The following is a 24,050-nucleotide window of genomic DNA, read 5'->3' as shown; positions in this document are numbered from 1 at the left end:
AAGCGGTATCAGCCATCATTCGAGCACGGCGCCCGGCTGGGCGCCCCTTTCTTGTTTGGGAGTTGAGGGATGGCAACGTACCCGTACACCTCGGGCCAGGGTGCACTCGTGAAAGCATTCGAGCAGTTCCGGAAGGCGTTTCCGCCCGTAGTAGACGCCTCGACGCTAAAGCGCTTTAGCATTGCGCCCGCAAACGAGTCCTACATCATTAACATCTTCCGGTTCCTTGGATTGATCGATGACGAAGGCAAGAAAGTCGATGGCGCAACAGACCTGTTCTTCCACGGTGAGGACGAGTTCAAGACTGGTCTCGAGACCCTCATCAGTGCGGCCTACGCTGACCTCTTTGCCGAGCACGGCGCGAGTGCTTGGGACGAAAGTAAAGAAGTACTCACGACCTGGTTCCGCGTCAAGGATAAGACCTCGGAACTGATCGGCGGTCGGCAGGCCTCCACTTTCCTGACTCTGGCTGCGCTGGCTGGCCATGGGGAGCCGGTGAAGCCCGCGGCCAGCAAGCCCGTCGGTTCTCCGAAGCCGAAGCCGAAGCCGAAGCCGAAGCCGAAGCCGAGTGCAGCGGCAAGCGAGGGGGATCAGAGCGCGAAGTCCACTGAAGCACTTGTAGCGCCGCCCATACCTCAGGATGCATCGACCGCTGACAACGCCGTAGGCCTCACTGTTCGTGTCGAGGTGAATCTTCCCGCCGCTGCCACCGCCGACGTTTATGACGCGATCTTCGCCAGCATCCGGAAGAACCTCATCGATCGTGCGTGACCTGGGCTGGTTCGAGCAGGTCGTTCGTAGGGCCCACACGTATAGCGAGGCGACACCGGAAACTCCGGGTGAACTCCATCCCTTCGAGACACGCAACATACACCCCGATCTGCCCTCGAAGGTTCGAGGCCTTTACGACGACGGCTACTATCCCGAGGCGACATTCGAGGCGTTCAAGTTCGTCGAGAAGGAGGTGAAGCGAATCAGTCAACTACGAGGCCTCACCGGCAACAAACTGATGATGGCAGCCTTCAATGAGCAAGCCCCGGTTGTCCACCTGAACGGAATGGCGACCGACTCCGACAAGGACGAGCAGTTCGGCTACCGTTATATCTTCGCGGGTGCACAGTCGGGGATTCGGAATCCGCGCGGTCATGAGACCGAGCTCACGGATTCACCCGATCTCTGTCTCGACCATCTATCCGTCGCCTCGATCCTATTGCGCAAGTTGGATGATGCTGGCGTTCGCTAGTTCTTCTTCATTGCCCGCCGCGCGGTCGTAAGCCACGTGAAGCGCCGCACGCATCCCCGCCGCTCTGGGCGTGGCGAGGTGGCTCGGGTCGGCGTGCAGGATCGACCGGGGGGCGGCGATCGCGTCGAACTGGTCGGTTTTGCCGTCCCGAGCACGCGAGCCGCGGCCGGGCGGCCGCACCTCGAACACGGCTGGGCCCGTCTCCTGCAGCTTCCTGGCCCAACTTTGCGCCGAAAGAGCCGGAACCCTCGATCGCGACCACGATCCGTTTCGCCGGCGACCGCACATCGCCGCGCCTGAGGTGGTCTGGCAGCGCACGACGCGCCGCGTACGGACCCTCGGCGACGGAACGGGCTCACCCAGCGGCAGGTGAGCTCACGGCTTTTCGTATTCCGTCAGGCCTCGCGTGCGTACACAACTGCTCGTGAGATCCCCGCGTTCTTGAGAACGTGACTCGTCAGGTCGCTCGTTGCTCTATTTAGCGATAGATTGCTATCGACAGCATAGCGTTGCGATATTTAGCAAAGTCCGCATCGGGAGGGTTCCATGCAGCTTCAGCATCCAATCGCCGCGGTCAGCGGCGGCGTCGAGGGCGAGGTACTGGCGGTGCTTGCGCGCGACCCCGCAGGTCAGATGGACGTCGCGATGCTGGCCCGGATGACGAGCAAGTCCTACACCGGGGTGCGCCACGCGATCCGACGCCTGGTACAACAGGGCACTGTTCTCGAGACAACAATCGGTTCTCGCACCGTGTTTCGCTTCAACGCCGAGCACGTGCTCGCGAACGCGATCACGGAGATGGCTTCAGCGAAATCTCGAGTGCTCGACGCGTTGCGCGATGCTGTCGAACAGGGCTTCACCTCTCGGCCTGAGTTCGCCGTGGTGTTCGGCTCCGCCGCACGAGACGAGATGACCCCCGACAGCGACATCGACCTCTTCTTCGTGCGATCCGGATCGGCTGACCCAGATCTCTTCGACGACGAGGCTGCCGTCATCGCCGCTCGAACCTCGAGACTCACCGGTAACGACACGCGCATTCTCACCTACGATCTGACGGAACTCGAACAAGGTTCAGACGCACATCCCGTGCTCGCAGAGGTCGCACGAGACGGCGTGATGCTGCAAGGTTCGCTCTCCGAGTTCAGAGCCCGCATCGGCCTCCTCGAACGGCGGCGACGTGCGGCAGGTTGAGCGAACGCCCGCGACCGAACGTGGGCGGCGCTCGAAAGCAGAACAGTTCGCCCACGCCGTCGGAATCGTCCGAGCCTTCGATGACGACGACGCGGAACTCGTCGATGCCATCGTCACCCTCTGCGTTCATGCCGGTATCGCGGTATCCGACGTGATCTGCATGAAGCGCATCGGCTCGTACGTACAGGGCGAGAACCACACGAGCGCCATCGCCCACCTGCACCGCGCCGACAGTTCGGCCGCGAAACAGCTCGAAGCGCTGCTCCGCATGAAGACGAAGGCCGGCTACGGGTACGACTCCATCAGCCGCAGCGACCGTGCGGGCCGTTCGCGCAATGCATGCACTCATCGAGGCGATGCGCGCCGCCTGACCCGCCGGTTCATACTTCGCCGTCGAATGCGGGGGCCTCTGGCCTCTGCGCAGCAGTTCGCGACCACCGGCGGGCCATCCCAGCTGCCGGCCTGCCACCGCCGGATTCGGACTCTGAAGCACGCGAACTTGTACGCGGAATCGTAACCGCGACGGCCGCGCCTTTGACCTTGCAGCGACCGCGATGGTGCACGAATTCAGCGTCGTCACGCGCTATGTGCGAGACTTCGCGCCGCTCGACGTGCCGCTCCTCCTCGAACCGTGGACTGCGTGACGCCGACGGTGCACCCGCAAGCGCCTGGCGGTGCCTCGACCGTTGCCACTGCGCATACGATGACACGCATGGACGACGGCGAAACGCCGAGCAGCACGCGCGCCCGCCACCGGCGGATCCTGCGGTTCGCCGCGCGACACATCGTGCAGATCTGGTGGTTCGAACTCGTGCTGCCGCGCATCGGCCTCGCGAAGGTCGCGGCACGCGGGCGAGCGGCGCGGCTGACCCGCATCGCCCACCGTTTCCACGCGCTCGCGATCGACCTCGGCGGCCTCATGATCAAGGTCGGCCCGTACCTCTCGTCGCGCCTCGACGTGCTGCCGCCCGAGATCACCCGCGAGCCCGCCGGCCTCCAAGACGAGGTGCCGCCGGTGCCGTTCGACGCGATCCGGCGCCTCGCCGAGGCGGAGCTCGGGCTGCCGCTCGAGCGCGCATACGCGAGGTTCGACGCAGCGCCGCTGACGGCGGCATCCTTCGGCCAAGCCCACCGCACCCGGCTCGCACCGATCGACGCTGCCGACACCGGACTCGACGAGGCCGTCGTCAAGGTGCAGCGACCGGGCATCGAGGCGATCGTCGATGTCGACCTGGCGGCGCGGCGCTGCGTCGCCGGATGGCTCAGCCGCGTGCGGTTCGTCGCGAAGCACGTCGACGCGCCCTCGCTCGTCGAGGACTTCGCCGCCACGAGCCTCGAAGAGATCGACTACCTGCACGAAGCGCCGGACATTGCGAACCCGCCGCCCAGGAGGCGTGCTCCGGGACGACGGGTGAGTGGGTTGGATCTCAGTAGCCGTAGAACCCGCTGTAGTAGCCGCCGACGCGCTCTCGATAGTCGGCGTCATCCCAGGTGGTTCCCTCGTCGAGCTCGGGTGAGTCCTTGATCTGATCCTTGGTCAGGTCTACGTACACCTTCTCCTCGGCGTCATCGACTCGGTCGATCGTCCCCGCCGGCAGCAGGACCTTGCGGCCGAAGATCCACGGGCCGGTGTCGACGACGATCTGGCTCGCGCCGACGTCGTAGGTCGCCTTATCGACCTTGCCGATGTGGCCGTCGGTAGCGTGCACCTCGTATCCGGCGATGTCCTTGTTCTGCGCGTCACGCGCGGCTGTCGTGCGGTAGCTCCATGCGTCCCATGTCGAACTCATCGTTCCTCCCTTCGCAAGGCCCGTGAAGGCCCTGATCGTGATGGGTGTTTCCCTCGACGGTAGATCGACCACAGAGCCGATCACAGAGGGTTGACAGGACCGTAGCGGAGCGCACGGGCACGCCCGAACAGGTCAAGCAGGCGGTCGACGTGCTCGACGAGGCACGTCGTCGCGCGACCGACGCGGCAGGGTCCTCATCGCCCCCACCGGATCCTTCGTGCGGCACGGGCCGGTCGGAAACCCGACCGGCCCGTGCGTGATCAGCCGAGATCCTTGCGCGTGAACGATCGGACCTCGCTCACGTTGCCTGCCTCATCGGTCGCGCGGACCGACACCACGGTCTTCGCGTCGACGTGGAACGGGCCGGAGCCGTCGGGGTTCATGCCCTTCGCGGTGAGGAAGACCGCGCTCGGGACGAACCCGTCGGTGACGCCCACCATCACGTCGGCCGACACGACGTAGGAGCGGCCGGGCACGGTCGGGACGGCCTGCCAGATGTGGTTGTCGTAGGCACCCTTGTCTATCAGCGCGAACGAGGCGTGGATCGCGAGTATTTTCCGTGCCGTGGCGATGCGCGAGTGTGTTGAGGCGCGCAGCGTCACGGCTCGCTCGCTCGTAGCCCACCATCACCTCGACGCCGTCGTACCCGAGGTCTGCGGCGAGGCGAAAACCCGGTTCGACATTTGCGAGGTGCGCCGACACCGTCGCTAGGGCGACCCTCGGAACCGAGCTCATCGGCTCACCTCGAGCTGAGTTCCGGCCGTGTGCGGCCGCGCGTTGCGGCTGATCGCTCGCGTCGGAGACGGAATTGATGACGCCGATGCATCCTCCAGAGAGTTCGGATCCCAGGAAGGTACCGATCCGCCGTGGCGCGCCATCACGGCCGAAAGACAGGCGAGCACCTGACCTTCGTCGGGTGTCGCGGGCCCGCGATCGTGCCCCACGATGAATGTCTCCTCGAGCCCTCGCCGCCGAGCTCGGTGAGCCGTGTAACGGCAACGGCTACGACCAGGTCCGCGTCGAGACCGGCGAGCCGATCGGCGAACAACAGCCCTACAGCGACTACCCCGCTGGCTGTCGAGGCACGGTGAGCTCGACTCCTCGAGCGATGGCCCGACTCGTAGGCTTGGGGCGTGCCCCGACTCCACGCAGAACCCGATCGATCCAAGTGGGTACCCGTCACGGACTCCCTCGGATTCCGCGGTCGACGCCACCGCAAGGCGGCGATCGGGATGCTGCTGGCCCAGGCCAAGGGGCCCGATGCGGCGCCGTCCGGGGCGGGCGGCTTCACCGCCTGGGCGATGAGTCAGGCGGTTCCGTTCCTGATGCGCAAGGCGGGCGGCCGGGTGCTCGTGTGGGTCTGGAAGGACGACCCCGAGTTGGTCGTAGCGATGGCGCAGGTGCAGGCCGCGACACCGCAGTTGCGCGTCGCCCGGGCATCGATGCCGATCGAGTACGACGACACCGAGGAGTTCCGCGGCACCTACCTCGGCGTCGGCGAGAAGCTCGCCATGCCGCTACCGCCCGGTGGTCGCCCGCCGTTCGCCACGTACACGTGGGATCTCGGCTCGCACTTCGTGAGCGTGACGGCGGTGTGCAGCGATCGCGAGCGGTTCGGCACCGTGATCGGCGCCGTGGATGACCTCGCGCGCGGCATCCGCGTCATCGACGACCTCACTGTCGGCGAGTCGGCGCCGGTGCTCCGGATCGACCCGGCCTGATCCAGCAAACTCTCGTTGACTCGCCGCGAGCGCGGGCGTAGACCTGAGGCATCCGAGAAGGAGGTGCCGTCATGGCGAAGGATCTCTTGGTCACACTCCAGGACCAGCCCGGCGAAGGGGCACGGCTCGGCGAGGCGCTCGGCAACGCGGGCGTCAACATCGAGGGTTTCTGCGCGATCATGGAGGGCGGAAGGGGTGCCGTGCATGTGCTCGTGGAAGACGTCGCGGGCGCCAAGGCGGCGCTCGAGGGCGCGGGCATCACGGTCGAGGCCGAGACCGACGTGCTCGTCAGTCCTGCGTTGCCAGACCCCGAGATCGACACGCCGGGCACGTTCGGGGCGATGGCGCGCGCGCTCGCCGAGGCCGGGATCAACATCTCCCTCGCCTACGTGGCCACCAGGAACCGCGTCGTTCTTGCGACGAGCGACAACCAGCGGGCCACGCAGCTGCTGCAGGCGATGATGTAGCGACGCGAGCTACGAGGCCGGGCTTCAGCGATTCCCCTCTGCGATGGGCTCGGCGCCCGATCGGTGGATCGAAGTTGCCGCAGTCATGCTCCGCGCGGCTCGTGTGAGATCCGCCTCAAGTGAGGCGGCATTCATACGACGGATGCGCGCGATCGATCCGGAACGCCGCCACAGCACGCGGCCGCGGCATCCGTCGTCACCGCTCGGTGCCGCTCGACGGCGACGGCCGACTCACGCCCAGCCGAGCTCGCGGAGCCGCGCGTCGTCGAGCCCGAAATAGTGGCCGATCTCGTGCACGAGCGTGAGGTGCACGCGGGAGCGCAACGCGTCGAGGTCGGCGCTGTGCTCCTGCAGGTTGTTCTTGTACAGCGTGATGCGATCGGGAAGCTCGCCGAAGCCGTAGACCCCTCGCGCGGTGAGCGGATGCCCGCGGTACAACCCGAACAGCCGCGGTCGCTCCCCCACCGGCTGATTCTCGACGACGATCCCGACGTTCTCGAGCCCGCGGACCATGTCGTCGGGGAGCGCATCGAACACGTCGGTGACCATTGCCTCGAAGTCGTCGTCGGAGATCTCGACCATGCCCCAATTGTGCTCGCTCGCGAGAGTGTCGGTGGTCGTGCCTACGCTCGACCACATGACCATTCAACGCATGGACAACGTCGCCATCGTCGTCGACGACCTCGACGCGGCCGTCGCGTTCTTCGCCGAGCTCGGCATGGACCTCGAGGGCCGCGCGCAGATCGAGGGCGACGTCGCCGACCAGACCGTCGGCCTCGACGGCGTGCGCAGCGAGATCGCGATGATGCGCACGCCCGACGGCCACGGCCGGCTCGAACTGACGAAGTACCTCGCGCCCGAGGCATCCGCCCCGACGCCGGCGATCCCGCCGCCGAACACACTGGGCCTGCACCGCGTGATGTTCGCCGTCGACGACATCGACGACACCATTGCGCGCCTGCGCCCGCACGGCGGCGAGCTGCTCCGCGAGGTCGCGAACTACGAGAACGTGTACCGGCTCTGCTACCTCCGCGGGCCGGCGGGCATCATCGTCGCCTTGGCCGAGCAGGTGGGGTGACGGGTGCGGCGCGCTGATGGTCATCACCGGGCGGCTGAGCGCGTGCTCGTTTCCGATCGGATCACCGAGGTCGGCGAGGCAGATCTCGCCGCGGTTCACCATTCGTCACGAGCACTGAGCAGGTCGCCGCCCGCATCGGGAGATCGTCGCGGCACGTTCGGCCGCCGACAAATGCATCGCGGTCAGCGCTGGAGAGTCCGGCGTGCTCACGCTGCACCCGCGCCCAGAACTCGCGGTCCTCATTCTCATCGAGTGCCTGCTCGATCAACTGCGCGAGCGCGAGATGATCGCGTTCAGCATGCAGCACGAGCCGATCACGCAGGGCCCGCGGCACCTCGATCGTGGTGGAGTCCGACATACCCGCGAGTACCTCTCGAGCTACCCATTCAGGAGTCGCTATCGCATCAATTGAGCCGCCTCGTCGAGCCGGCCGAGCTTCTGCGGGTTGGCGATAGAGAAGATCCGCGTGATTCGCCCGCCCTCGATCTCGAACGAGATCGCACCGGCCAGCTCTCCGTCGATCTCGCCGCGGATCGCAGGATGCCCGTTCACCCACACCGGCACCGCCTCGAACGGCAGCCCGAGCTTCGCGAGGCCGCCGAGCAGGGCGCGGGCGATCTTGTCGGCACCGACGATCGGCCGCCTAGCAGCACCGCGCACGAGTCCGCCGCCGTCGGCGACGGAGACCACATCGGGTGCGAGCACGTCCATCAGCCCCTGCAGGTCGCCCGTGTTGACCGCGGCGAGAAATCTCGCGACGACCGCCTCCTGCTCGGCGCGGTCGACCGTGACGCGCGGGCGCCGGGCCGCGACGTGGTCCTTCGCGCGGTGGGCGATCTGCCGCACCGCCGCCGGCGACTTGTCGACCGCCTCGGCGATCTCGTCGTACGGCACGTCGAACACCTCCCGCAGCACGAACACCGCACGCTCGGTCGGGCCGAGCGTCTCGAGCACGGTCAGCATCGCGATCGAGACGCTTTCGGCGAGCTCGACGTCGTCGGCGACATCCGGACTCGTGAGCAGCGGCTCGGGCAGCCACTCCCCCACGTACGACTCGCGCCGCCGCGCCGACGCGCGCAGGTGGTTGAGCGCCTGCCGGGTCACGATCCGCACGAGGTACGCGCGCGGATCGCGCACCCCACCGCGGTCGACCTGATCCCACCGCAGCCAGGACTCCTGCAGCACGTCCTCCGCGTCGGCCGCGGAGCCGAGCATCTCGTACGCGACCGTGAAGAGCAGGCCGCGATGGGTGACGAACGGATCGTCGGTCATGACGCCGAGCCTACGACGTCGGCCGCGGCATCCGCCGAGACCGTCGAGACCGTCGAGACCACCGCGCCCGCCCCGCCCGTCGCGCCTGCGGCATCCGTCCTCTCGGCCGACCGCGTCAGGAGCGGTGGCAGTTCGCATGCGTCGGCGTAGCCCTCGGAATGGATGCCGAGTGCCACGTTCATGCGCGAGCTCATGTTCATGAACGCGACCTTGGCGGTGAGCTCGATGAGCGCGGCCGGGCCGAGTTCGTCGAGCAGCGCGGCCGACAGCTCGTCGGTGACGGCGGGCGGGGTCTGGCTCATCGCCTCGGCGTACTCCATGACGTGGCGTTCGAGGGGCGTGAACACGGATGCCTCGCGCCAGTTCGGCACGTGCCGCGCCTTCTCCTCGTCGAGGCCCTCGTTGTGCGCCTTGTAGTAGTTGAAGTCGAGGCACCAGCTGCACCCGACGTGTGCCGCCGTGGCCATTACGGCGTACGAGGCGAGATCGCGGTCGAGTTCGTGCAGCGCCTCGATCTTGCGGCCGATGCCCATCGACGCCCGCATCAGGGCGGGGTGGTGCGCGAGCACGCCGATCGAGTCGGGCACGCGGCCGATCATCTTGCGGGCGGCGACCTTCACGACCGCGCCGAAGAGTCCGGTGAGCTCGGTCGGCGGGATTCGGGTCTGGGTGGTCATCGTGTCCTCCTGCGATCGTCGACGGTCCGGGGTTCGGTTCCGGATGACCCGTCGACATGCAGACACCGGATGTCGCGGGGTTGTGACGTCACGGTGGCGCCGCTGCCGCTGGCTGCTCGACACGAACGCGGGTCAGCGAGTTGCGCAAGCCCGCAGCCCCTCACGGTCGTCACACACAACCTGCGCGACTTCACATCGTTCGGCGTGCCGCTGCTCGACCCCTGGACCGCCTGATCAGCCGACGTCGGCGAACTCCTGTTCGCTCACTGCGACACTTGTGGGATGCTCCGCGATCTCGACCTGCCCGCCACCCTCGCCACCCGGTCATCCCAGATCGTTCTCCGGCGCGCGACATCCGATGACCTCGACCAACTCATGGCGCTGCTGGCCGACGACCCGGTCAGCGCCGCCCGTGGCGACGTCGCGGCGCCGAACGACCGGCTCGCCTACCTCGACGCGCTCGAGCAGATCATCGGGGATGCGAGCAACGACCTGCTGGTGGCGGCCGACCCGGCGGGCCGGCTCGTCGGCACGTTTCAGCTCACGCACATCCCCGGCATGGCGCGCCGCGGTGCCACACGCCTCCAGGTGGAGGCGGTGCGGGTGCGCAGCGAATCACGCTCGTCGGGTATCGGCGGCGCCATGATGAACTGGGTCACGGATGTCGCAGCGCCGACACTCGGCTCGCCGCTCGTGCAGCTCACCTCCGATGTCGACCGCACCGACGCCCACCGCTTCTACGAACGCCTCGGGTTTCACGGCTCGCACGTCGGTTTCAAGTATCGGATTCCGGCCGAGACTTCATGGGACGAATGAGGGTCGCGTCCGCTGTGCGTGCTACGCGAGTGGATGCATCCGTCCTCGGATCCAATCGGATATGTCTGCCGGTTCGACCTCGCCCGACGCCACCAAGCGAAGGAACCGATCAGCCCCATCGACATCGTCGACCACCAGATCGACGCCGTTGAGCTCGAGGAACGCGGCCGTCACCAACCACACCAGGCGCTTGTTGCCGTCGGTGAGCGCGTGATTGCGCTCGGCGGGTTGGCCGTACGACCCTTTGTCCGCAGGACGACCCTTCCGAAGAGTCGTACACCGGGAGAAAGGTCGTGCGGCATATCTGTCCAGGGACCGAGCAAGCCCACTACACCGGCGCGTATCTGGCGGCGATGATGCCCGAGTCGTACGTCTGCGCCTCGAGCAGTCGCAGGCCGACCGGGTGCGGCGTGCGCAGCCGGTCCTCCGCATTGCCCACCAGGAACGGGTGGATGCCGGCGTGCACCTCGTCGACCAGCCCCGCATCGACGAGCGTGGCGGCCAGCCGACCGTAGCCGTGCGAGATGATCGACGCGTACTGATCGCGCAGGCGCCGCACCGTCTCGACCACATCGCCCTCGATGAGCGTCGCGTTCCAGTCGAGCGGACCCTTCAGCGTCCTCGAGGCGACGTACTTCGGCAGCGAGTTGTAGTGCGCAGCGAAGCCGCGGTCATCGGTCTGCGCGGGCCAGTACTCGCGGAAGAACTCGTAGGCTCTGCGCCCGACCAGCACTGCGTCGGCACCGAACACGAGCTCGTCGGAGTGGCGCACCAGCTCCGGATCGTCGAGGTCGAACCAGTGCTCCATCTGATCGAACACCCCGTCGAGCGTCATTTCGAATGAGATCGTCACCTCGCCCATGCGGCCCAGCTTCCTCCGTTCCCGGCCGGATGTCACCGGGCACACCCGAGTGGGGCCTGAACTCAGACGGCACCTCACCCGGTCGTGGCCGCCGGCGCCATGCGTCAGCCGCGCGCATCCTCCAGGTGTCGCGCGCCGTGGTTCAGCACCTTGACGACGAGGTTGCGCCGCTGCAGAGTTCGGATCGTGCGCGTGACCTCGTCGGCGTTGCGCCCGAGAGCTCGCTCGTTCGCCACCACGAGCACGTCACCGGTCTGCAGCGTGCCGAACAGGCGGCCGAGCCGCTGCTCCCAGGTTTCGGGCGCTTCGGCGGCAGGATGCTTGAAGTCGAGGATCGCGACGCCGAAGCGCGCCAGGTCGTTCCGCTGCTCGACGACCGACGGCATGTCGTCACGGGCGACGACCAGCCCGACGAGCCGCGCTCCCTCCGGGCGCGCCTTCCACCAGTCGCGGTTTCGCTGCAACTGCTCGAAGCACTCGGGGCAGCCGAGGGCGTGGTGTCCGGGCCCGTGCGGGGTGCGCGCGGCATCCGGAGCGGGCGCCTGTGCCGTCGCACCCGTCGCGCCCGTAACATCCCTCGTCGAATCAGTGGTCGGTTCACCCATGCGGAGCCTCTCGTGTCTCCTTCCATTCTCGCCCCGACCGAGGGGGACGGTGGCCCGGCGGTCATGCGCTGACGAAATGTGAGACCTGTTCGACGACGAGGGCCACCGCGAGCAGGACCATCGCGCCGCCTGAGACGCGGGAGATGATGCGCATGGCCGACGGCCGGGATCTGAGCACCGCTCGCGCGCTCATGCCAACGACGGAATAGACGAGCGCGCAACTGCCCACGAAGATGAGGCCCAGTACGGTGAGCTGCATCGGAATCGGCCAGGCTCCGGCCGTGTCGGTGAACTGCGGCAACAGCACGACCAGCACGAGGAGCCCCTTCGGGTTCAGTCCGCTGACGCCGGCGCCCTGCGCGAGCCGCAACCATGGCCGGGTGTCGGATGCCGCGGTCGAGGCGCCCTGCCCCGGCGGGTCGCCCGTGGCGAGCGCGGGGGGCTGCAGGAGCACGCGGATGCCGAGATACGACAGGTAGCCCGCGGCCGCGAACGTGAGGCCGATGAGCACCCATGGCAGCGCGGCCACAGCGGCCCCCACGCCCACCGCGACCGCGGTGACGGCTGCGAGGTATCCGATGAGGATGCCTGCGAGCGCCGGCACGATGCTGCGATCACGCATGCCGGCGGCGAGGATGTACGCCCAATCGGGGCCGGGCACCAGCACCATGAGCATCATCATGCCCGCGCACGCGAGCAGCAACTGCGCATCCACGTCTCGCCCCTGCCTCTCATCTCCGATGGGACGAACATAGGCAAGAATGCGAAGAATAGGCTTCCTTCTTTCTCCATCACAGGCTGCTCTCGTGGAACAATTCACCCCATGGACGCGATCGATCAGAGAATCCTTGCCGAACTGCAGCAAGACGGGCGATTGAGCCTCACCGACCTGGCCGCGCGCGTGCAGTTGAGCATGTCGCCGACCCATCGCCGACTCCATGCGCTCGAAGCATCCGGTGCCATCACCGGATACCGCGCGGTCATCGACCCCGAGGTGGTCGGGCTCGGCTTCGGAGCGCTCGTGTTCGTCACGATGGAGCAGGCGAACCGTGCGACCATCCCCGCCTTCGACGCCGCCGTGGCCGAGATTCCCGAGGTGATCCAGGCGTTGCGGCTCTTCGGCGACCCCGACTACCTGTTGCGCGTGGCCGTGGCCGACCTTCCGGCGTACCAGCGACTGTGGGACGAGCAACTCTCCGCGCTGCCGGGCGTGCGCCGCGTCGAGTCGACCCTGGTCATGAAGACGATCGTCGACGACCGGCCGCTGCCGATCTGACCGCGATCACCGGGCCGGATTCGCGGTGATCTCTCGTCAGAACCTGTTGCGCCGGAGCCTGCTCCGGCGAGAGCCTAGGTGGAGCTTTCCGACCATTCACACCGAATCGAGGCATTCCATGACCAGTGCGACCTATTCGACCGAGATCACCATGGAACCGACGATGTCGGCGCCGACGCCGGAGGTCGTGCCCGGCGAGTCATTGCGCATCGGTGCCGGCCGAACCCGTCGGTTCGTCGGGCGCGAGCACGGCGCCGGTGTCTCCTACTTCTACGTCGACAACGAGCCGGGCGAGGGCCCAGGCCTCCACTGGCATCCCTACCCCGAGACCTGGGTCGTCATCGAGGGCACGGCGCGCATCACGATCGGCGATCACACGTTCGAGGCCGGCGAGGGCGACACCGCGACCGTGCCGACCGGCGTCTGGCACGGCTTCAAGAACGCCGGCACGGGACGGCTCCGGGTGCTGTGCATCCACGCATCGGACGTCATCGTGCAGACTTGGGCCGACCAAGACTGACCCACCGAACCGAAGGAGATCCACGTTGTCATTCCAGTCCTACCTCGACAACATCGAAGCGAAGACCGGCCTCACGCCCCGCCGGTTCATCGAGCTCGCCGAGGAGAAGGGCTTCGGCCCCGGCACCAAGGCGACGCCGATCGTCGAGTGGCTCGCCGCCGACTACGACCTCGGCCGCGGCCACGCGATGGCGCTCGTCCACGTCATCACGAAGGGTCCTCAGATCAGCGCCGAGCACGTCGACAGCGGCGGCACGCACAGCGACCCGACCGACACGCTCTGGCTCGATGGGGCGGCCACGAATCCGAACCGGTGAGCGGCCCTGCGCAGGCTACGACGCCGACCGGAACGGCGTGAGCGGCCGCGCCGACTCGGCGGCTCGACGCACGGATCCCGGCGTCACCCCGTGGTGCCGCTTGAACGCGCGACTGAACGCGGCCTCCGAGCCGTAGCCGACGCGCGTCGAGATGGTCGCGATCGGGTCGTCGGTGCGCGTGAGCTGCGACCGGGCCTGGTCGAGGCGCCAACCGGCGAGGTAGCGCATCGGCGGTTCGCCGACGAGGGTCGTGAAGCGTTCCGCGAAGGCCGAGCGCGACAGGTTCGCGACGCGAGCGAGCCTCACGAGCGTCCATTCCTCCTCGGGCCGGGCGTGCATGCGGCGGATGGCACGACCGACGTGCGGGTCGCGGAGCGCGGCGAGCCATCCGGCCTGTGTCTCTGCGGTGCGCAGCCAGCGGCGGAGGATCTGGATGACGAGCACGTCGGCGAGCCTGGTCATGACGGCTTCGCCGCCGGGCTCGATCGACTCCGCCTCGCGCGCGAGCAGTCGCAGCACCGTCGCGAACGCGCCCGTCTCCTCGTCGTCCCATGAGTCGACGCGGATCACGTCGGGAAGCTCCGCGATCAGGCGGGCCGTGAGCGGCGCGTCGACCTGCATCGCCGCGTATGCGATCTGCGTGCGTTCGCCGCCGCCGCCGAGGCGCATGTGCTCGTAGGTGTCGGTGACCTGCAGGGCGGGGATGTCGAAGAGCGGGGTCGCCGCGGCATCCGTGCTGCTGCGTGCCCTGTGGGCGACGCCACGAGTGATGAGCGCGGCGCTGCCGGCTTCGAGCGGGTAGCGGTCGTCGCCGACCTCGAGCACGCACCGCCCCGAGAGCACGACGGGCAGCGTCATGCAGCCGGGCAGCTCGGGGAACTCGACACCCCACGGCTCGGAGAGCTCGGCGCGGCAGAAGAGCGCGCCGGTGAAGCGCAGCAGGTGCAGGCCGTCGCCGAGTTCGTCGACGGAGTCGTCGTGGTGTGCCGCCGCGTGCGCGGCCGCCGTTCGTGGGTTGACCATGCGTCCACGGTGGCATGCCGGACATCCGGATGAGCCTCGCTCTGGACGATCGGCAAAGAGAAGCGGTTGTACGGCGATTGTCCGTCCGGACCGGCGGACGCGAGAGTGGTCGCACGAAACGACTCGAACACGACGGAAGGACCCCGCCATGACCTCCTCCACTTCCACCACCGCCGTCGTCGGCGCCACCGGCAAGACCGGCCGACGCGTCGCCGATCTGCTCGAGCAGCGCGGCCACGCCGTGCGCCGCCTCGCCCGCGGCACGATTCCCGCCTTCGACTGGCAGCGACCCGATGGATGGCGCGACGCCCTCGACGGCGTCGAGCGCCTGTACGCGGCCTACGTGCCCGACCTCGCCGCCCCCGGATCGGAGGCGGCCATCACCCGCTTCACGGCGGTCGCCCGCGTCGCGGGGGTGCGTCACATCGTGCTGCTCTCGGGGAGGGGTGAAGACGGCGCGCGCCGCTGCGAGGACATCCTGCTCGCGTCCGGCGTGCCCGCCACCGTCGTGCGCGCGAGCTGGTTCACGCAGAACTTCACCGAGGGGATGCTGCGCGACGCGGTCGACACGGGCGTGCTCGCGCTGCCCGCCGGCGACGTGCGCGAACCTTTCATCGACGTCGACGACATCGCCGCCGTCGCCGTCGAGGCGCTGACCGGCACCGGGCACGAGGGTCGCATCCACGAGGTGACCGGCCCCGAGTCGCTGACGTTCACCGAACTGACCGAGCTGCTGTCGGAGATCCACGGGCGCGACATCCGCTACCTGCCCGTCGGCTTCGACGAGTTCCACGCGGCGGTCGCCGCCGAGGATGGACCCGATGTGGCAACCATGCTCACCGAGCTCTGCCGCGAGGTGTTCGACGGCCGCAACGTTCAGCCGACCGCGGGCGTGCTCGACGCGCTCGGCCGGCCGCCGCGCGACGCGCGCACCGTGCTCGCCGAGGCCTTGCGCGCGGGCGCCAGGGTCTGACATCCGACGAGAGCTGCGCGAGGCGCGGCATCCGAATCGACGGATGCCGCGCCTCGTGCGGCGGCGCAACGCGGCCCCTCGAACCAACGACCGAACGAGGAGGTTCCCGCTGGCCGGGCACCGGCCGCTCCCCTGCCAAAGAAGGAACAACCCGCCTTCTTGTGGCGTGTCGCAGCGCGACACGCGACGCCCTGGACGATTGTTCCTGCATTCACGTCACGCTTGGGATGAAGTCCGGACGGCTCAGGGTCGATTCCGCGCGAGTCGCGCAGTCCGCCGTTCCCGATGTCGAGCACGTCGACGACCGATGCGTGCTCAGTCGTGCTCGACCCAGCAGACGAGAACGGCCGAGGCAAGCGCATACGCCGCTTCGGATTGCGTCTTCGAGCCGTTGGCGCCGAGTCCGCTCGGAAGCGCGGTCGCGTCCACCAGCAGCGTCTTGCCATCCCGCACGAATGCGACGATCCCCGTACCGGTGGAGAACGACGGCATGCCCAGGCCTGCCATACCCTCGATCTCCTCGGCATCGTCGAGGCTGTTCTGAAGGTCTGCGAAGTGCGCTCGGCCCTCGGCCTCATCAGTAGCGTCATGCACGGAGAGCACCAGTGGCCGGCCATCGATCTCGTACGTGCAGGTGAACATGGGCTTCTCCCACGACGACGTTGGGGAGACTTCGGCCTCCAGCCCGAGAACGCCTGCGACGGCCGTCACGACCTGACCGGCGCAGACCATCTGCGCTGCCTCCGAAGGCCCGTGTTCGTTCTCGGGTCGGGCGTCGTGTGCTTCATGCTCGGAACCGGACATCACCGTCCCGTCGGGCATGGTGTGGGACGGCCCCGGATTCGGGCTTTCCGGTGCCTCAGCGGCCGACGCCGCACAGCCGGTCATCAACAGTGAGGCGACGGCGATGGCACCGAGCCACGTTCTGCGTTCCATTCGAATCTCCACATCCATCGCTCATGAGTTCAGGAGTGGTTCGTCGACGTGGAGCCATGGGATTGGTTCGACGGGCACAAGGCGGCGGTCACCGACCGACCTAGAGGACCAATCCTCGGCGGCGACGGTTCCGAATAACTACCCATGAACAACGGGCAACGTGAACAGGACACAAGCCTGTGCGCCCGCAATCTGATCGAAAGAGGTACTTCTCATGAAGAAGAAGGCACTCATACTCGCTCCGGCGCTCGGCTTGGGCCTCGTGGCGATGGGAGCGGCGGCGCCGGCAATGGCCGACCATGCCGCAGGTTCGTACTCGGCAACGCTCAACGAGATCAACAACAGCGGCGCATCCGGCGAGGCGTGGATCGACGTCGAAGGCACCGTGGCCACGGTCACGCTGAACGCGTCGAACCTGGCGGCCGAATTCGACGGCAACCCGTACCCGCATGTGCAGCACATCCACATCGGTGCGCAGGGCGTCTGCCCGGACATGAGCGTTGACGCGAACGGCGACGGCATCATCAGCACCACGGAAGGTGCGCCCTCGTACGGCGGGATCGGCACCACGCTGTCGGTCGGCGACGCCGATAAGAGCCCGGCCGCGGGAACGGACCTCACCGTCGCGCCGTGGGGCGCCACCATCGAGTACAAGGAGACGTTCGAGTTGAACCAGGAGACGCAGGACTCGCTGGCCAACGGAACGGCCGTCATCGTGGTGCACGGTCTGGATCCCGCTACGCAGCCTGAGGGCGCGACCGCGCCGAGCGACCTCGTTCCCGAGCTGCCGTTGGCCGCAACCTCACCGGCCCTGTGCGGCGCGCTGAAGATGCAGCCCGCCGGCGGAGTCGACACCGGCGTCGCCGGAACCGGCAACACCGGTGGCATCGACGCCGGAATGCTCGCCATTGGTGGCGTGATCGGCGCCGCCGCGGTCGGCGGAGCCTACGTCTTCGCTCGTCGGGCGAACGCGACTCGGTGAGGGTCGTTCACATGTCACATCACAGCACGGGCCGCCAGCTCCGTCTCCCAGCGGGGATGGTGGCCCTGCTGCTGCTCCTGACCGGCTGCGCTCTCAGTGACCAGCAGGAGCCCTCCAGTCCACCCGCCGCCAGTTCCGCTCCCTCGCCCGACCCGGCACCTGCCGAACCGGACCAGACGCCCTCACCGGCTGCGGAGCCCCAGCAAGACCTGCCGCCTTCCGTGGCGCTCGCCATGGAGCCGTCGGAGCCGGTGAGCCTCCGCATTCCGGCGGTGAACATCGACTCGGGGCTCATGAAGACGGGCCTGCGCGCGGACAACACGCTGGAGGTTCCGCCCAACGACGACGGATCACCGGCGAGCTGGTACAACGGCTCGGCCACCCCCGGCTCCGCCGGCGTGTCGGTGCTGCTCGGCCACGTCAACTCCTTGACCGATGCCACCGGTGTCTTCTACGACCTGCGCCACCTCCAACCCGGTGACCAGATCTCGGTCGCCCGTGCCGACGGCGCGACAGCGGTGTTCGAGGTGTACAAGAACGAGACGTACGTCAAGGACGAGTTCCCGACGAAAGCCATCTACTACCCGGTGCCAGGTGCCGAGATCCGCCTCATCACCTGCGACGCGTACGACGGGGACAACTTGCTGTATGCGAACAACCTCGTCGTCTACGCGAAGCTGGTCGGCGTGGCCTGAGGCCGTCGCAGCGGTGCCGGGCGTCGTCAGGCCGCGTGATTCGCCTATGGCGCCGAGAGTCCCAAGACCCAGGGAGTCGGAGGAACCAGCTCGATGAGTACGCCATCCACTCTCATCGCCGACCGCTACCGACTGGTCAAACTGCTCGGTACAGGCGGGATGGGTGTCGTCTGGGAAGCGTGGGACGAACGCCTCGAGCGGCGCGTCGCGCTCAAGATGCTGCGCACGCAGCCCGAACTCACCGACCTCGAGCGCGAGGCCGCGACGAATCGGGCGATGCGTGAGGCCCGCATCACCGCGGGCCTGCACCACGAGCACGCGGTCACGGTGTTCGACGTCGTCGAACATGACGGCCGACCATGCCTCGTGATGCAGCTGGTCGAGTCGACGCTGCTGTCGAACCTGCTTCGTGAGCACGGTACGCTCACCCCGCCCGAGACCGCTCGCATCGGAGCGCACGTGAGCTCCGCACTCGCCTCGGCCCATAAGATGCGCATCGTTCACCGCGATGTGAAGCCGGGCAACGTCCTCATCACCGAAGACGGTTCGGCGATGATCAGCGACTTCGGCATCTCGCACGCGCTCGGCGATGCGACGACCACCGCAACCGGCATGATGCGCTGCACGCCCGCCTACCTCGCGCCAGAGGTGGCAAGCGGACAGCAACAGTCGAGCTTCGCGTCGGACGTCTTCTCGCTCGGGTCCACCCTGTACGCGATGCTCGAGGGTGGGCCGCCCTTCGGCGCCGACGACAACGCGTTCGCCCTGCTGCACAAGGTCGCACGCGGCGACTTCCCGGCTTCGACGCACGCCGGAGCGCTCGGGCCGCTGCTGCGCGACATGCTGTCGGCCGATCCCAAGCGTCGCCCTTCGATGAAGTCGGTCGCGTCGCGCTTGGCCGCGATATCCCAGGGCACGGATGCCGCGGCATCCGTTCTGCCAACGGAACCGCTCGGCGCCGCAGCCGCCGACCTCGTCGTCGATGGGTCACCAGTCGTGACGGCCGAAGAGCCCGAATCCGAAGCGCCAACGGTTGAAGCGCCCACCGTTGAAGCGCAGACCGTTGAAGCGCTGACCGTTGAAGCGCCCACCGCTGAAGCGCCCGCCGCCGAAGCGCCCGCCGCCGAAGCGACCACCACTGAAGCGCCCACCGCTGAAGCGCCCGCCGCCGAAGCGACCACCACTGAAGCGCCCACCGCTGTAGTGCCTGCCGCCGACACAGATCGACTGGCCGGAGCCGCAACATCCCCGCCGCTGGCCTGGCTCACGCAGAGCCCGCAAAGTCCACCACCGACCGACGAGCCAACTCCGGGGCCCCCACCTATTCGCCGCCGCCGTGCCGATGCGCTGGTCGGCATCCTTGTTCTGGTGGCCCTCCTCGTGCTCGGCGGCCTCTCTCTCTTCGGTCCGCTCCGCCCGGATGCCGGCACCGCTGGAGGCCCCGGCACGGAGGAATCGCCCAGCACTTCACAGACGCCGGAGGCCGCCACCGAAACCCCGGCGACACGATCGCCCGAGGCGCAACCGCCGGTCGCCCCTTCCACTCCGCCCCAAGAAGCGGAGGAGCCGCCGCCAGCTCCACCGAGTGCCGAACAACAGGTGGTCGACGCGGTCACGACCTATTACGCGACCGTCCCGGGCGACCTGGACACCGGTTGGTCGATGTTGACCGCCGACTACCAGCAGAATCACGTCGGAGGGCGGAACGCATACGGTGCCTTCTGGGGCGCGGTTGCGAATATGAGGATTTCCGACGTGACCGCGTCCGCTGCCGACGCCGCGCAGGCGACGCTGGTCTACAACTTCACCGACGGGCGTGCCGTGCGGGAGGTGACGGCGTATCAACTGGTCGACGAGGGCGGGGTGCTCAAGATCGCCGCGACCGAGGTGATCAGCAGCGTCGACCTGCGATGACGCGAGGAGAGTGACATGGATGCTGCGACGCTGTTCAGGCGCGACCGACGCCGTGGGACTCGAGCCACGCGAACTCGTTCGCACGGCCGCAGGATCGTCGCGGCGGTCGACGACCGGCCGCTGCCGATCTGAAACTCGAAGCCGGCGTCCGTGGCATCCTGCGGCTCACGCCGAACGCCAGCCTTCGACGATCGGTGGCATCTTGATCTCGAGAGCCGTGATCCAACGACCGTCGTCGACGGCTCCACAGAACTGCCCACTCGGATACCAGAACGCGCCGGCGGGATCTCGCAGGTATTCGTCGGGCCGTTCGGGATGCGACATCCAGCACCGATAGTAGATCTTGGACTCGAACGCGATCCGAGTGATGTGGTCGGCGCCGCCCGGCGGGCATCGCTCGCCCTCGAGCGCTTCGCCCGAGAGTTCACCATCTTGGCCCAGCCGTCTGTAGCGACATCCGTACTTCAGCTTGAGGGGGACGCGCGAAGAGATGATTCGGGCGGTGATCGAACGGAACGCACCGCCATTCGCCACACGCGCGAAGAGGATGCCGTCGGTCGATCTGACGGTGGTCGCTTCACCCGTCTGGTTGTCGGAGTACGTGAATTCGAAGACCGGGAAGCGTGCGTCCTGATCCTCGATCGCAGTCGCCATGGGGCACCTCGGCTCGGTTGCGTCCTCGCGGTGCTAGTCTAGGCCGCGGCACGCACCAGATGGGGGTGCGCCGCTGCGCGGAACCTGGGGTCGCTGCGGCACAGGATCCTTCCGCGTCTCCTGCGTGAGGAGTGTTCGGATGCCTTTCGAATCGTCGACGCCACGCCAGGTCCACATCGTCGGCGGAGGCCCTGTCGGTCTCATGCTGGCGGCGTTGCTGCAGACCATGGGCGACTACTCGATCCGCCTCTATGAGAAGCGATCCCCGTACACTCGCACCCGAATGGTCAAGCTCGACACCTATCTCGTCGCGGATACTGTCGAGAGCTACTGCATCGACTACATCGATGAGGAGAACGTCGAGGCCGTCTTCGATCGCGCCGACCTCGAAGAGGGCGTCGCATCCAGGCAGTCGATCGCGCCGGACCTTCGGTCGCTGCTGCTCGAATGGACGCTGGGATTCTGCCCACTCAACGCCATCGAGCAGGCGCTCAGCGACCTGATCGATCAGCGTGGAACGCACTCGGTCGAACGCGTGGCCGGCGACCTCACAGCGCAGGACGCGCTGGCGATCGTGGGACCGGACGACATCCTCATCGACTGCACCGGGAGCAGATCACTCCTCCGGGATCACATCTCTCCCGCGTTCGGCGGGGTTGGCGGCGAAGCCAACCTCTTCAAGGTCCGGCTGGAGTATACGCTCGTGATCACGTTCCTGTACAGCCAGACGTATGTCTGCGACGAGTACTGCAAGTACTACAAGAACGCCGAGAATGACAGCTACAAGTTCATTCCCGCGGTGCACCGAACCTTCTACGACCAAGGCGTCAGCCACGTGACCGGCATCGTCAACATCACGGAAGCGGAGTACCAGGCGATGCCATCGCGGTTCGACAGCGCATGGCTCCGCAGCAACTTCCCGGGCGTCACCCTGTCGATGGACCGATTCATCGACCGGATCAAGCACGAGACCGGCGGAGAAATCCTCGGCGAACTCGAGATCGTCCGTATCCCGCTCGACCTCTATCACGCCCGCAACGTGACCAGCCGCAAGTGGCACGCGCTCGACTCGGCCGACCACCCGCTCGCGAGCTCGCCGGCGTTCCTTGCCGGCGACTCGGCCATCGGCTCGCCGTACTTCCAGTCGATCTCGCTGGGCTTCGAATGTGCGATGTTCCTCGCCGGGCTGATCGGGCAGCAGGATCTGCCACTGCGGGAGAAGTTCGACCGGTACGAGAACTTCATGTACAAGCAGTGGCTGCGCGTCTACATGCGCAGCAAGATGATCAAGCACAACAAGGATCTGTTCGAGACCCTCGACGACACGTTCGCGCTCTTGGAGAAGCTGCACATCTACTGACCGAGCCCGGTCAAGGTCCCTCGGCGATCTCCTTGATGGTCGCGAGACGGCGGTCCCACTCCGCGCCCTGGCCTCGAGCCGGTGCGCGGTGTCGCTCAGCTGCGAGCCGAGCACGCGGTACCGCACCTCGCGGCCGACGCGTACCGGCTCGACGAGGCCGACGTCCTGCAGCACGGCGAGGTGCTTCGCGATGGCCTCCCTCGCCGACGGCGCGTACAGCTCCGGATGCTCGCGCTTGACGTCGTAGTTCGCAGCCGTGGGCTCGGCCATGCCGGGAGCAAACGCCACCCCGTGCACGGAACGCTCGGCTTGAGGACGTAGGGTCTTTTCACCGTCACCTGCCTCGAGAGGAGCCCGCCTGCCATGAGCAGCGACACAGTTCTGGACGTCTTCGACCGCCGCGAGTCCGAGGTTCGTGGATACATCCGCTCGTTCCCGACCGTGTTCGACCGCGCCACCGGTTCGACCCTGATCGACGCCGACGGGCGCGAGTACCTCGACTTCTTCGCCGGCGCCGGCGTGCTCAACTACGGGCACAACAACCCGGCGTTCACGCGCGCGCTCGTCGAGTACCTCGAGCGCGACGGCATCATCCACGGCCTCGACATGGCCACCTCGGCGAAGAAGGCGTTCATCGAGGCGTTCGAGCGGCTCGTGCTTCAACCGCGCGGCCTCGACCACAAGCTGCAGTTCACCGGGCCGACGGGCGCGAACGCCGTCGAGGCGGCGCTCAAGGTCGCCCGCCAGGCGACCGGCCGCTCGCTCGTGGTGGCCTTCACCAACGGCTTCCACGGCCTGAGCCTCGGCGCCCTCGCCGCCACCGGGAACAGCCGCTATCGCAACGCCGCGGGCGTCGGCCTCGACGACGTCGCACGCCTCCCGTACGACGGCTACCTGGGGGCGGATGTCGACACGCTCGACCTGTTCGAGAAGATGCTCGACGACCCAGGCTCGGGCCTCGACCTGCCCGCGGCGGTGATCGTCGAGGCGGTGCAGGGCGAGGGCGGCATCAACGTCGCGAGCGCGCCCTGGCTGCGGCGCCTCCGCGGGATCACGGCGGCCCGCGGCATCCTCTTGATCCTCGACGACATCCAGGCGGGCGTCGGCCGCACCGGTGCGTTCTTCGCGTTCGAGGAGGCGGGCATCGTGCCCGACATCGTCACCGTGTCGAAGTCCATCTCGGGCTCCGGCCTGCCGATGTCGCTCGTGCTGCTGCGCCCCGAGGTCGACGTGTGGAAGCCCGGCCAGCACACCGGCACGTTCCGCGGCAACAATCTCGCCTTCGTCTCCGCGCGCGCCGCGCTCGAGACCTACTGGGCGGATGCCGCGTTCGCCGACGAGGTCGCCGCGAAGTCGGCCCTGCTGCGCGCCGAACTCGAGCGCATCGCCGCCGACCACCCGGGCCAGGGCTTCGTCGTGCGCGGCCGCGGTCTCATGTACGGCCTCGCGTGCGATTCCGATCGCACGCTGGCCGGCCGCGTCTCGGCGGAGGCGTTCCACCGCGGGCTCGTGATCGAGACATCCGGCGCCTTCGACGAAGTGCTGAAGTTCCTGCCGGCGCTCACGATCACCGACGACGAGCTCACCCGCGGCCTCGCGATCGTGCGCGAGAGCCTCGACACGGTGCTCGCCCGCTGAGCAGCCGTAGGGGGTGGCCGCGTGTCGGCGGCATCCGGAAG

The 24,050-nt window shown here is 67.7% G+C and carries 29 protein-coding genes and 1 pseudogene; 19 read left to right on the top strand and 11 right to left on the bottom strand.

The window, feature by feature from the left end; translation table 11 throughout:
* Positions 1-69: 69 nt before the first annotated feature.
* The 5 genes and pseudogenes from ACFWN7_RS11380 to ACFWN7_RS11360 form a co-directional block, all read left to right on the top strand.
* The gene (locus ACFWN7_RS11380) at positions 70-771 is read left to right on the top strand and encodes a DUF5343 domain-containing protein (RefSeq protein ID WP_376938924.1); all 702 of its coding nucleotides are present in this window, start codon (positions 70-72) and stop codon (positions 769-771) included.
* On the top strand, positions 764-1,243 hold the full coding sequence (locus ACFWN7_RS11375; protein WP_376938923.1) for a TIGR02391 family protein: 480 nt from the start codon (positions 764-766) through the stop codon (positions 1,241-1,243). Before ACFWN7_RS11380 ends, ACFWN7_RS11375 begins: the two co-directional genes overlap by 8 nt.
* Before the next feature lie 546 nt (positions 1,244-1,789).
* Positions 1,790-2,434: a nucleotidyltransferase domain-containing protein gene (locus ACFWN7_RS11370; protein WP_376938922.1), complete on the top strand. Its 645-nt coding sequence runs from the start codon at positions 1,790-1,792 to the stop codon at positions 2,432-2,434.
* Entirely contained in the window at positions 2,421-2,951 is a 531-nt protein-coding gene (locus tag ACFWN7_RS11365; RefSeq protein ID WP_376938921.1) for a hypothetical protein, read from the top strand. The genes ACFWN7_RS11370 and ACFWN7_RS11365 overlap by 14 nt, the downstream gene beginning before the upstream one ends.
* A 195-nt stretch (positions 2,952-3,146) precedes the next feature.
* Positions 3,147-3,797, top strand: a pseudogene (locus ACFWN7_RS11360) (AarF/UbiB family protein); the annotation flags it as partial.
* Positions 3,798-3,861: 64 nt separating this feature from the next.
* On the opposite strand, the gene ACFWN7_RS11355 reads toward ACFWN7_RS11360, so the two are convergent.
* On the bottom strand, positions 3,862-4,224 hold the full coding sequence (locus tag ACFWN7_RS11355) for a PRC-barrel domain-containing protein (RefSeq protein ID WP_376938920.1): 363 nt from the start codon (positions 4,222-4,224) through the stop codon (positions 3,862-3,864).
* A gap of 260 nt (positions 4,225-4,484) precedes the next feature.
* Positions 4,485-4,826: a hypothetical protein gene (locus ACFWN7_RS11350; RefSeq protein WP_376938919.1), complete on the bottom strand. Its 342-nt coding sequence runs from the start codon at positions 4,824-4,826 to the stop codon at positions 4,485-4,487.
* 531 nt (positions 4,827-5,357) lie between these two features.
* Here ACFWN7_RS11350 and ACFWN7_RS11345 point away from each other — a divergent pair.
* A complete protein-coding gene (locus tag ACFWN7_RS11345; RefSeq protein ID WP_376938918.1) occupies positions 5,358-5,945 on the top strand; it encodes a hypothetical protein in 588 nt (195 codons plus the stop codon).
* Between the two features lie 71 nt (positions 5,946-6,016).
* Positions 6,017-6,412 (top strand): hypothetical protein, encoded by a 396-nt coding sequence (locus ACFWN7_RS11340; RefSeq protein WP_376938917.1) that lies wholly within the window; start codon positions 6,017-6,019, stop codon positions 6,410-6,412.
* Between the two features lie 231 nt (positions 6,413-6,643).
* Here ACFWN7_RS11340 and ACFWN7_RS11335 read toward each other — a convergent pair whose 3' ends face one another.
* A complete protein-coding gene (locus tag ACFWN7_RS11335) occupies positions 6,644-6,994 on the bottom strand; it encodes a metallopeptidase family protein (RefSeq protein WP_376938916.1) in 351 nt (116 codons plus the stop codon).
* Between the two features lie 55 nt (positions 6,995-7,049).
* Here ACFWN7_RS11335 and ACFWN7_RS11330 point away from each other — a divergent pair, with 55 nt between their 5' ends.
* A complete protein-coding gene (locus tag ACFWN7_RS11330) occupies positions 7,050-7,490 on the top strand; it encodes a VOC family protein (RefSeq protein ID WP_376938915.1) in 441 nt (146 codons plus the stop codon).
* A 202-nt stretch (positions 7,491-7,692) separates the two neighbouring features.
* Positions 7,693-7,902: a hypothetical protein gene (locus ACFWN7_RS11325; protein ID WP_376938914.1), complete on the top strand. Its 210-nt coding sequence runs from the start codon at positions 7,693-7,695 to the stop codon at positions 7,900-7,902.
* On the opposite strand, the gene ACFWN7_RS11320 is transcribed toward ACFWN7_RS11325, so the two are convergent.
* Both ACFWN7_RS11320 and ACFWN7_RS11315 read right to left on the bottom strand, forming a co-directional pair.
* Positions 7,887-8,762, bottom strand: coding sequence for an RNA polymerase sigma-70 factor (locus tag ACFWN7_RS11320; protein WP_376938913.1), 876 nt, complete (start codon positions 8,760-8,762; stop codon positions 7,887-7,889). The genes ACFWN7_RS11325 and ACFWN7_RS11320 overlap by 16 nt on opposite strands.
* A complete protein-coding gene (locus ACFWN7_RS11315) occupies positions 8,759-9,439 on the bottom strand; it encodes a carboxymuconolactone decarboxylase family protein (protein WP_376938912.1) in 681 nt (226 codons plus the stop codon). The genes ACFWN7_RS11320 and ACFWN7_RS11315 overlap by 4 nt, the downstream gene beginning before the upstream one ends.
* A 282-nt stretch (positions 9,440-9,721) precedes the next feature.
* On the opposite strand from ACFWN7_RS11315, the gene ACFWN7_RS11310 reads away from it, so the two are divergent.
* On the top strand, positions 9,722-10,255 hold the full coding sequence (locus tag ACFWN7_RS11310; RefSeq protein WP_376938911.1) for a GNAT family N-acetyltransferase: 534 nt from the start codon (positions 9,722-9,724) through the stop codon (positions 10,253-10,255).
* Between the two features lie 328 nt (positions 10,256-10,583).
* Here ACFWN7_RS11310 and ACFWN7_RS11305 read toward each other — a convergent pair whose 3' ends face one another.
* From ACFWN7_RS11305 to ACFWN7_RS11295, 3 genes are all read right to left on the bottom strand, one after another.
* A complete protein-coding gene (locus ACFWN7_RS11305; protein WP_376938910.1) occupies positions 10,584-11,108 on the bottom strand; it encodes a dihydrofolate reductase family protein in 525 nt (174 codons plus the stop codon).
* 113 nt (positions 11,109-11,221) lie between these two features.
* Positions 11,222-11,722, bottom strand: a complete 501-nt coding sequence (locus ACFWN7_RS11300) for a recombinase family protein (protein ID WP_376938909.1) — start codon at positions 11,720-11,722, stop codon at positions 11,222-11,224.
* Between the two features lie 61 nt (positions 11,723-11,783).
* Complete coding sequence (locus ACFWN7_RS11295) at positions 11,784-12,437, bottom strand: LysE family translocator (protein WP_376938908.1); 654 nt, start codon at positions 12,435-12,437, stop codon at positions 11,784-11,786.
* Between the two features lie 108 nt (positions 12,438-12,545).
* Between ACFWN7_RS11295 and ACFWN7_RS11290 the strand changes: the two genes are divergently transcribed.
* The 3 genes from ACFWN7_RS11290 to ACFWN7_RS11280 all read left to right on the top strand — a co-directional run bounded on the left by ACFWN7_RS11290 (position 12,546) and on the right by ACFWN7_RS11280 (position 13,834).
* A complete protein-coding gene (locus ACFWN7_RS11290) occupies positions 12,546-12,998 on the top strand; it encodes an Lrp/AsnC family transcriptional regulator (RefSeq protein WP_376938907.1) in 453 nt (150 codons plus the stop codon).
* A gap of 118 nt (positions 12,999-13,116) precedes the next feature.
* Positions 13,117-13,518 (top strand): cupin domain-containing protein, encoded by a 402-nt coding sequence (locus ACFWN7_RS11285; RefSeq protein WP_376938906.1) that lies wholly within the window; start codon positions 13,117-13,119, stop codon positions 13,516-13,518.
* Positions 13,519-13,543: 25 nt separating this feature from the next.
* A complete protein-coding gene (locus ACFWN7_RS11280) occupies positions 13,544-13,834 on the top strand; it encodes a DUF4287 domain-containing protein (protein ID WP_376938905.1) in 291 nt (96 codons plus the stop codon).
* Between the two features lie 15 nt (positions 13,835-13,849).
* Here ACFWN7_RS11280 and ACFWN7_RS11275 read toward each other — a convergent pair whose 3' ends face one another.
* Positions 13,850-14,857 carry a cupin domain-containing protein gene (locus ACFWN7_RS11275; protein ID WP_376938904.1) on the bottom strand — a complete coding sequence of 336 codons (1,008 nt, stop codon included), beginning with the start codon at positions 14,855-14,857 and terminating at the stop codon, positions 13,850-13,852.
* Between the two features lie 148 nt (positions 14,858-15,005).
* Here ACFWN7_RS11275 and ACFWN7_RS11270 point away from each other — a divergent pair, with 148 nt between their 5' ends.
* Positions 15,006-15,830 (top strand): NmrA family NAD(P)-binding protein, encoded by an 825-nt coding sequence (locus tag ACFWN7_RS11270; RefSeq protein WP_376938903.1) that lies wholly within the window; start codon positions 15,006-15,008, stop codon positions 15,828-15,830.
* Positions 15,831-16,145: 315 nt separating this feature from the next.
* Here ACFWN7_RS11270 and ACFWN7_RS11265 read toward each other — a convergent pair whose 3' ends face one another.
* Positions 16,146-16,766, bottom strand: coding sequence for a hypothetical protein (locus tag ACFWN7_RS11265; RefSeq protein ID WP_376938902.1), 621 nt, complete (start codon positions 16,764-16,766; stop codon positions 16,146-16,148).
* 214 nt (positions 16,767-16,980) lie between these two features.
* Here ACFWN7_RS11265 and ACFWN7_RS11260 point away from each other — a divergent pair, with 214 nt between their 5' ends.
* From ACFWN7_RS11260 to ACFWN7_RS11250, 3 genes are all read left to right on the top strand, one after another.
* On the top strand, positions 16,981-17,748 hold the full coding sequence (locus ACFWN7_RS11260; RefSeq protein WP_376938901.1) for a hypothetical protein: 768 nt from the start codon (positions 16,981-16,983) through the stop codon (positions 17,746-17,748).
* Positions 17,749-17,759: 11 nt separating this feature from the next.
* Entirely contained in the window at positions 17,760-18,443 is a 684-nt protein-coding gene (locus ACFWN7_RS11255; RefSeq protein WP_376938899.1) for a class F sortase, read from the top strand.
* A gap of 93 nt (positions 18,444-18,536) precedes the next feature.
* On the top strand, positions 18,537-20,357 hold the full coding sequence (locus ACFWN7_RS11250; protein WP_376938898.1) for a serine/threonine-protein kinase: 1,821 nt from the start codon (positions 18,537-18,539) through the stop codon (positions 20,355-20,357).
* A gap of 165 nt (positions 20,358-20,522) precedes the next feature.
* Here ACFWN7_RS11250 and ACFWN7_RS11245 read toward each other — a convergent pair whose 3' ends face one another.
* Positions 20,523-21,011, bottom strand: a complete 489-nt coding sequence (locus ACFWN7_RS11245) for a hypothetical protein (protein WP_376938897.1) — start codon at positions 21,009-21,011, stop codon at positions 20,523-20,525.
* 139 nt (positions 21,012-21,150) lie between these two features.
* On the opposite strand from ACFWN7_RS11245, the gene ACFWN7_RS11240 reads away from it, so the two are divergent.
* Together ACFWN7_RS11240 and ectB are read left to right on the top strand one after the other, a co-directional pair.
* Positions 21,151-22,371: an FAD-dependent oxidoreductase gene (locus ACFWN7_RS11240; RefSeq protein WP_376938896.1), complete on the top strand. Its 1,221-nt coding sequence runs from the start codon at positions 21,151-21,153 to the stop codon at positions 22,369-22,371.
* A 363-nt stretch (positions 22,372-22,734) separates the two neighbouring features.
* Positions 22,735-24,009, top strand: coding sequence for a diaminobutyrate--2-oxoglutarate transaminase (gene ectB / locus ACFWN7_RS11235; protein ID WP_376938895.1), 1,275 nt, complete (start codon positions 22,735-22,737; stop codon positions 24,007-24,009).
* Positions 24,010-24,050: the final 41 nt, after the last annotated feature.

Source organism: Agromyces sp. NPDC058484 (assembly GCF_042720415.1).
Classification (GTDB): domain Bacteria; phylum Actinomycetota; class Actinomycetes; order Actinomycetales; family Microbacteriaceae; genus Agromyces.
This window is presented reverse-complemented; position numbering and strand designations above follow the sequence as displayed.

Bases quoted from the DNA above. Each gene is read 5' to 3' on its own strand.
- ACFWN7_RS11270 (WP_376938903.1), top strand. From the start codon at position 15,006: ATGACCTCCTCCACTTCCACCACCGCCGTCGTCGGCGCCACCGGCAAG.
- ACFWN7_RS11315 (WP_376938912.1), bottom strand. From the start codon at position 9,439: ATGACCACCCAGACCCGAATCCCGCCGACCGAGCTCACCGGACTCTTC.
- ACFWN7_RS11320 (WP_376938913.1), bottom strand. From the start codon at position 8,762: ATGACCGACGATCCGTTCGTCACCCATCGCGGCCTGCTCTTCACGGTC.
- ACFWN7_RS11290 (WP_376938907.1), top strand. From the start codon at position 12,546: ATGGACGCGATCGATCAGAGAATCCTTGCCGAACTGCAGCAAGACGGG.
- ACFWN7_RS11255 (WP_376938899.1), top strand. From the start codon at position 17,760: ATGTCACATCACAGCACGGGCCGCCAGCTCCGTCTCCCAGCGGGGATG.
- ACFWN7_RS11275 (WP_376938904.1), bottom strand. From the start codon at position 14,857: ATGGTCAACCCACGAACGGCGGCCGCGCACGCGGCGGCACACCACGAC.
- ACFWN7_RS11380 (WP_376938924.1), top strand. From the start codon at position 70: ATGGCAACGTACCCGTACACCTCGGGCCAGGGTGCACTCGTGAAAGCA.
- ACFWN7_RS11340 (WP_376938917.1), top strand. From the start codon at position 6,017: ATGGCGAAGGATCTCTTGGTCACACTCCAGGACCAGCCCGGCGAAGGG.
- ACFWN7_RS11355 (WP_376938920.1), bottom strand. From the start codon at position 4,224: ATGAGTTCGACATGGGACGCATGGAGCTACCGCACGACAGCCGCGCGT.
- ACFWN7_RS11285 (WP_376938906.1), top strand. From the start codon at position 13,117: ATGACCAGTGCGACCTATTCGACCGAGATCACCATGGAACCGACGATG.
- ACFWN7_RS11250 (WP_376938898.1), top strand. From the start codon at position 18,537: ATGAGTACGCCATCCACTCTCATCGCCGACCGCTACCGACTGGTCAAA.
- ectB (WP_376938895.1), top strand. From the start codon at position 22,735: ATGAGCAGCGACACAGTTCTGGACGTCTTCGACCGCCGCGAGTCCGAG.
- ACFWN7_RS11240 (WP_376938896.1), top strand. From the start codon at position 21,151: ATGCCTTTCGAATCGTCGACGCCACGCCAGGTCCACATCGTCGGCGGA.
- ACFWN7_RS11260 (WP_376938901.1), top strand. From the start codon at position 16,981: ATGAAGAAGAAGGCACTCATACTCGCTCCGGCGCTCGGCTTGGGCCTC.
- ACFWN7_RS11330 (WP_376938915.1), top strand. From the start codon at position 7,050: ATGACCATTCAACGCATGGACAACGTCGCCATCGTCGTCGACGACCTC.
- ACFWN7_RS11370 (WP_376938922.1), top strand. From the start codon at position 1,790: ATGCAGCTTCAGCATCCAATCGCCGCGGTCAGCGGCGGCGTCGAGGGC.
- ACFWN7_RS11245 (WP_376938897.1), bottom strand. From the start codon at position 21,011: ATGGCGACTGCGATCGAGGATCAGGACGCACGCTTCCCGGTCTTCGAA.
- ACFWN7_RS11310 (WP_376938911.1), top strand. From the start codon at position 9,722: ATGCTCCGCGATCTCGACCTGCCCGCCACCCTCGCCACCCGGTCATCC.
- ACFWN7_RS11300 (WP_376938909.1), bottom strand. From the start codon at position 11,722: ATGGGTGAACCGACCACTGATTCGACGAGGGATGTTACGGGCGCGACG.
- ACFWN7_RS11335 (WP_376938916.1), bottom strand. From the start codon at position 6,994: ATGGTCGAGATCTCCGACGACGACTTCGAGGCAATGGTCACCGACGTG.
- ACFWN7_RS11265 (WP_376938902.1), bottom strand. From the start codon at position 16,766: ATGGAACGCAGAACGTGGCTCGGTGCCATCGCCGTCGCCTCACTGTTG.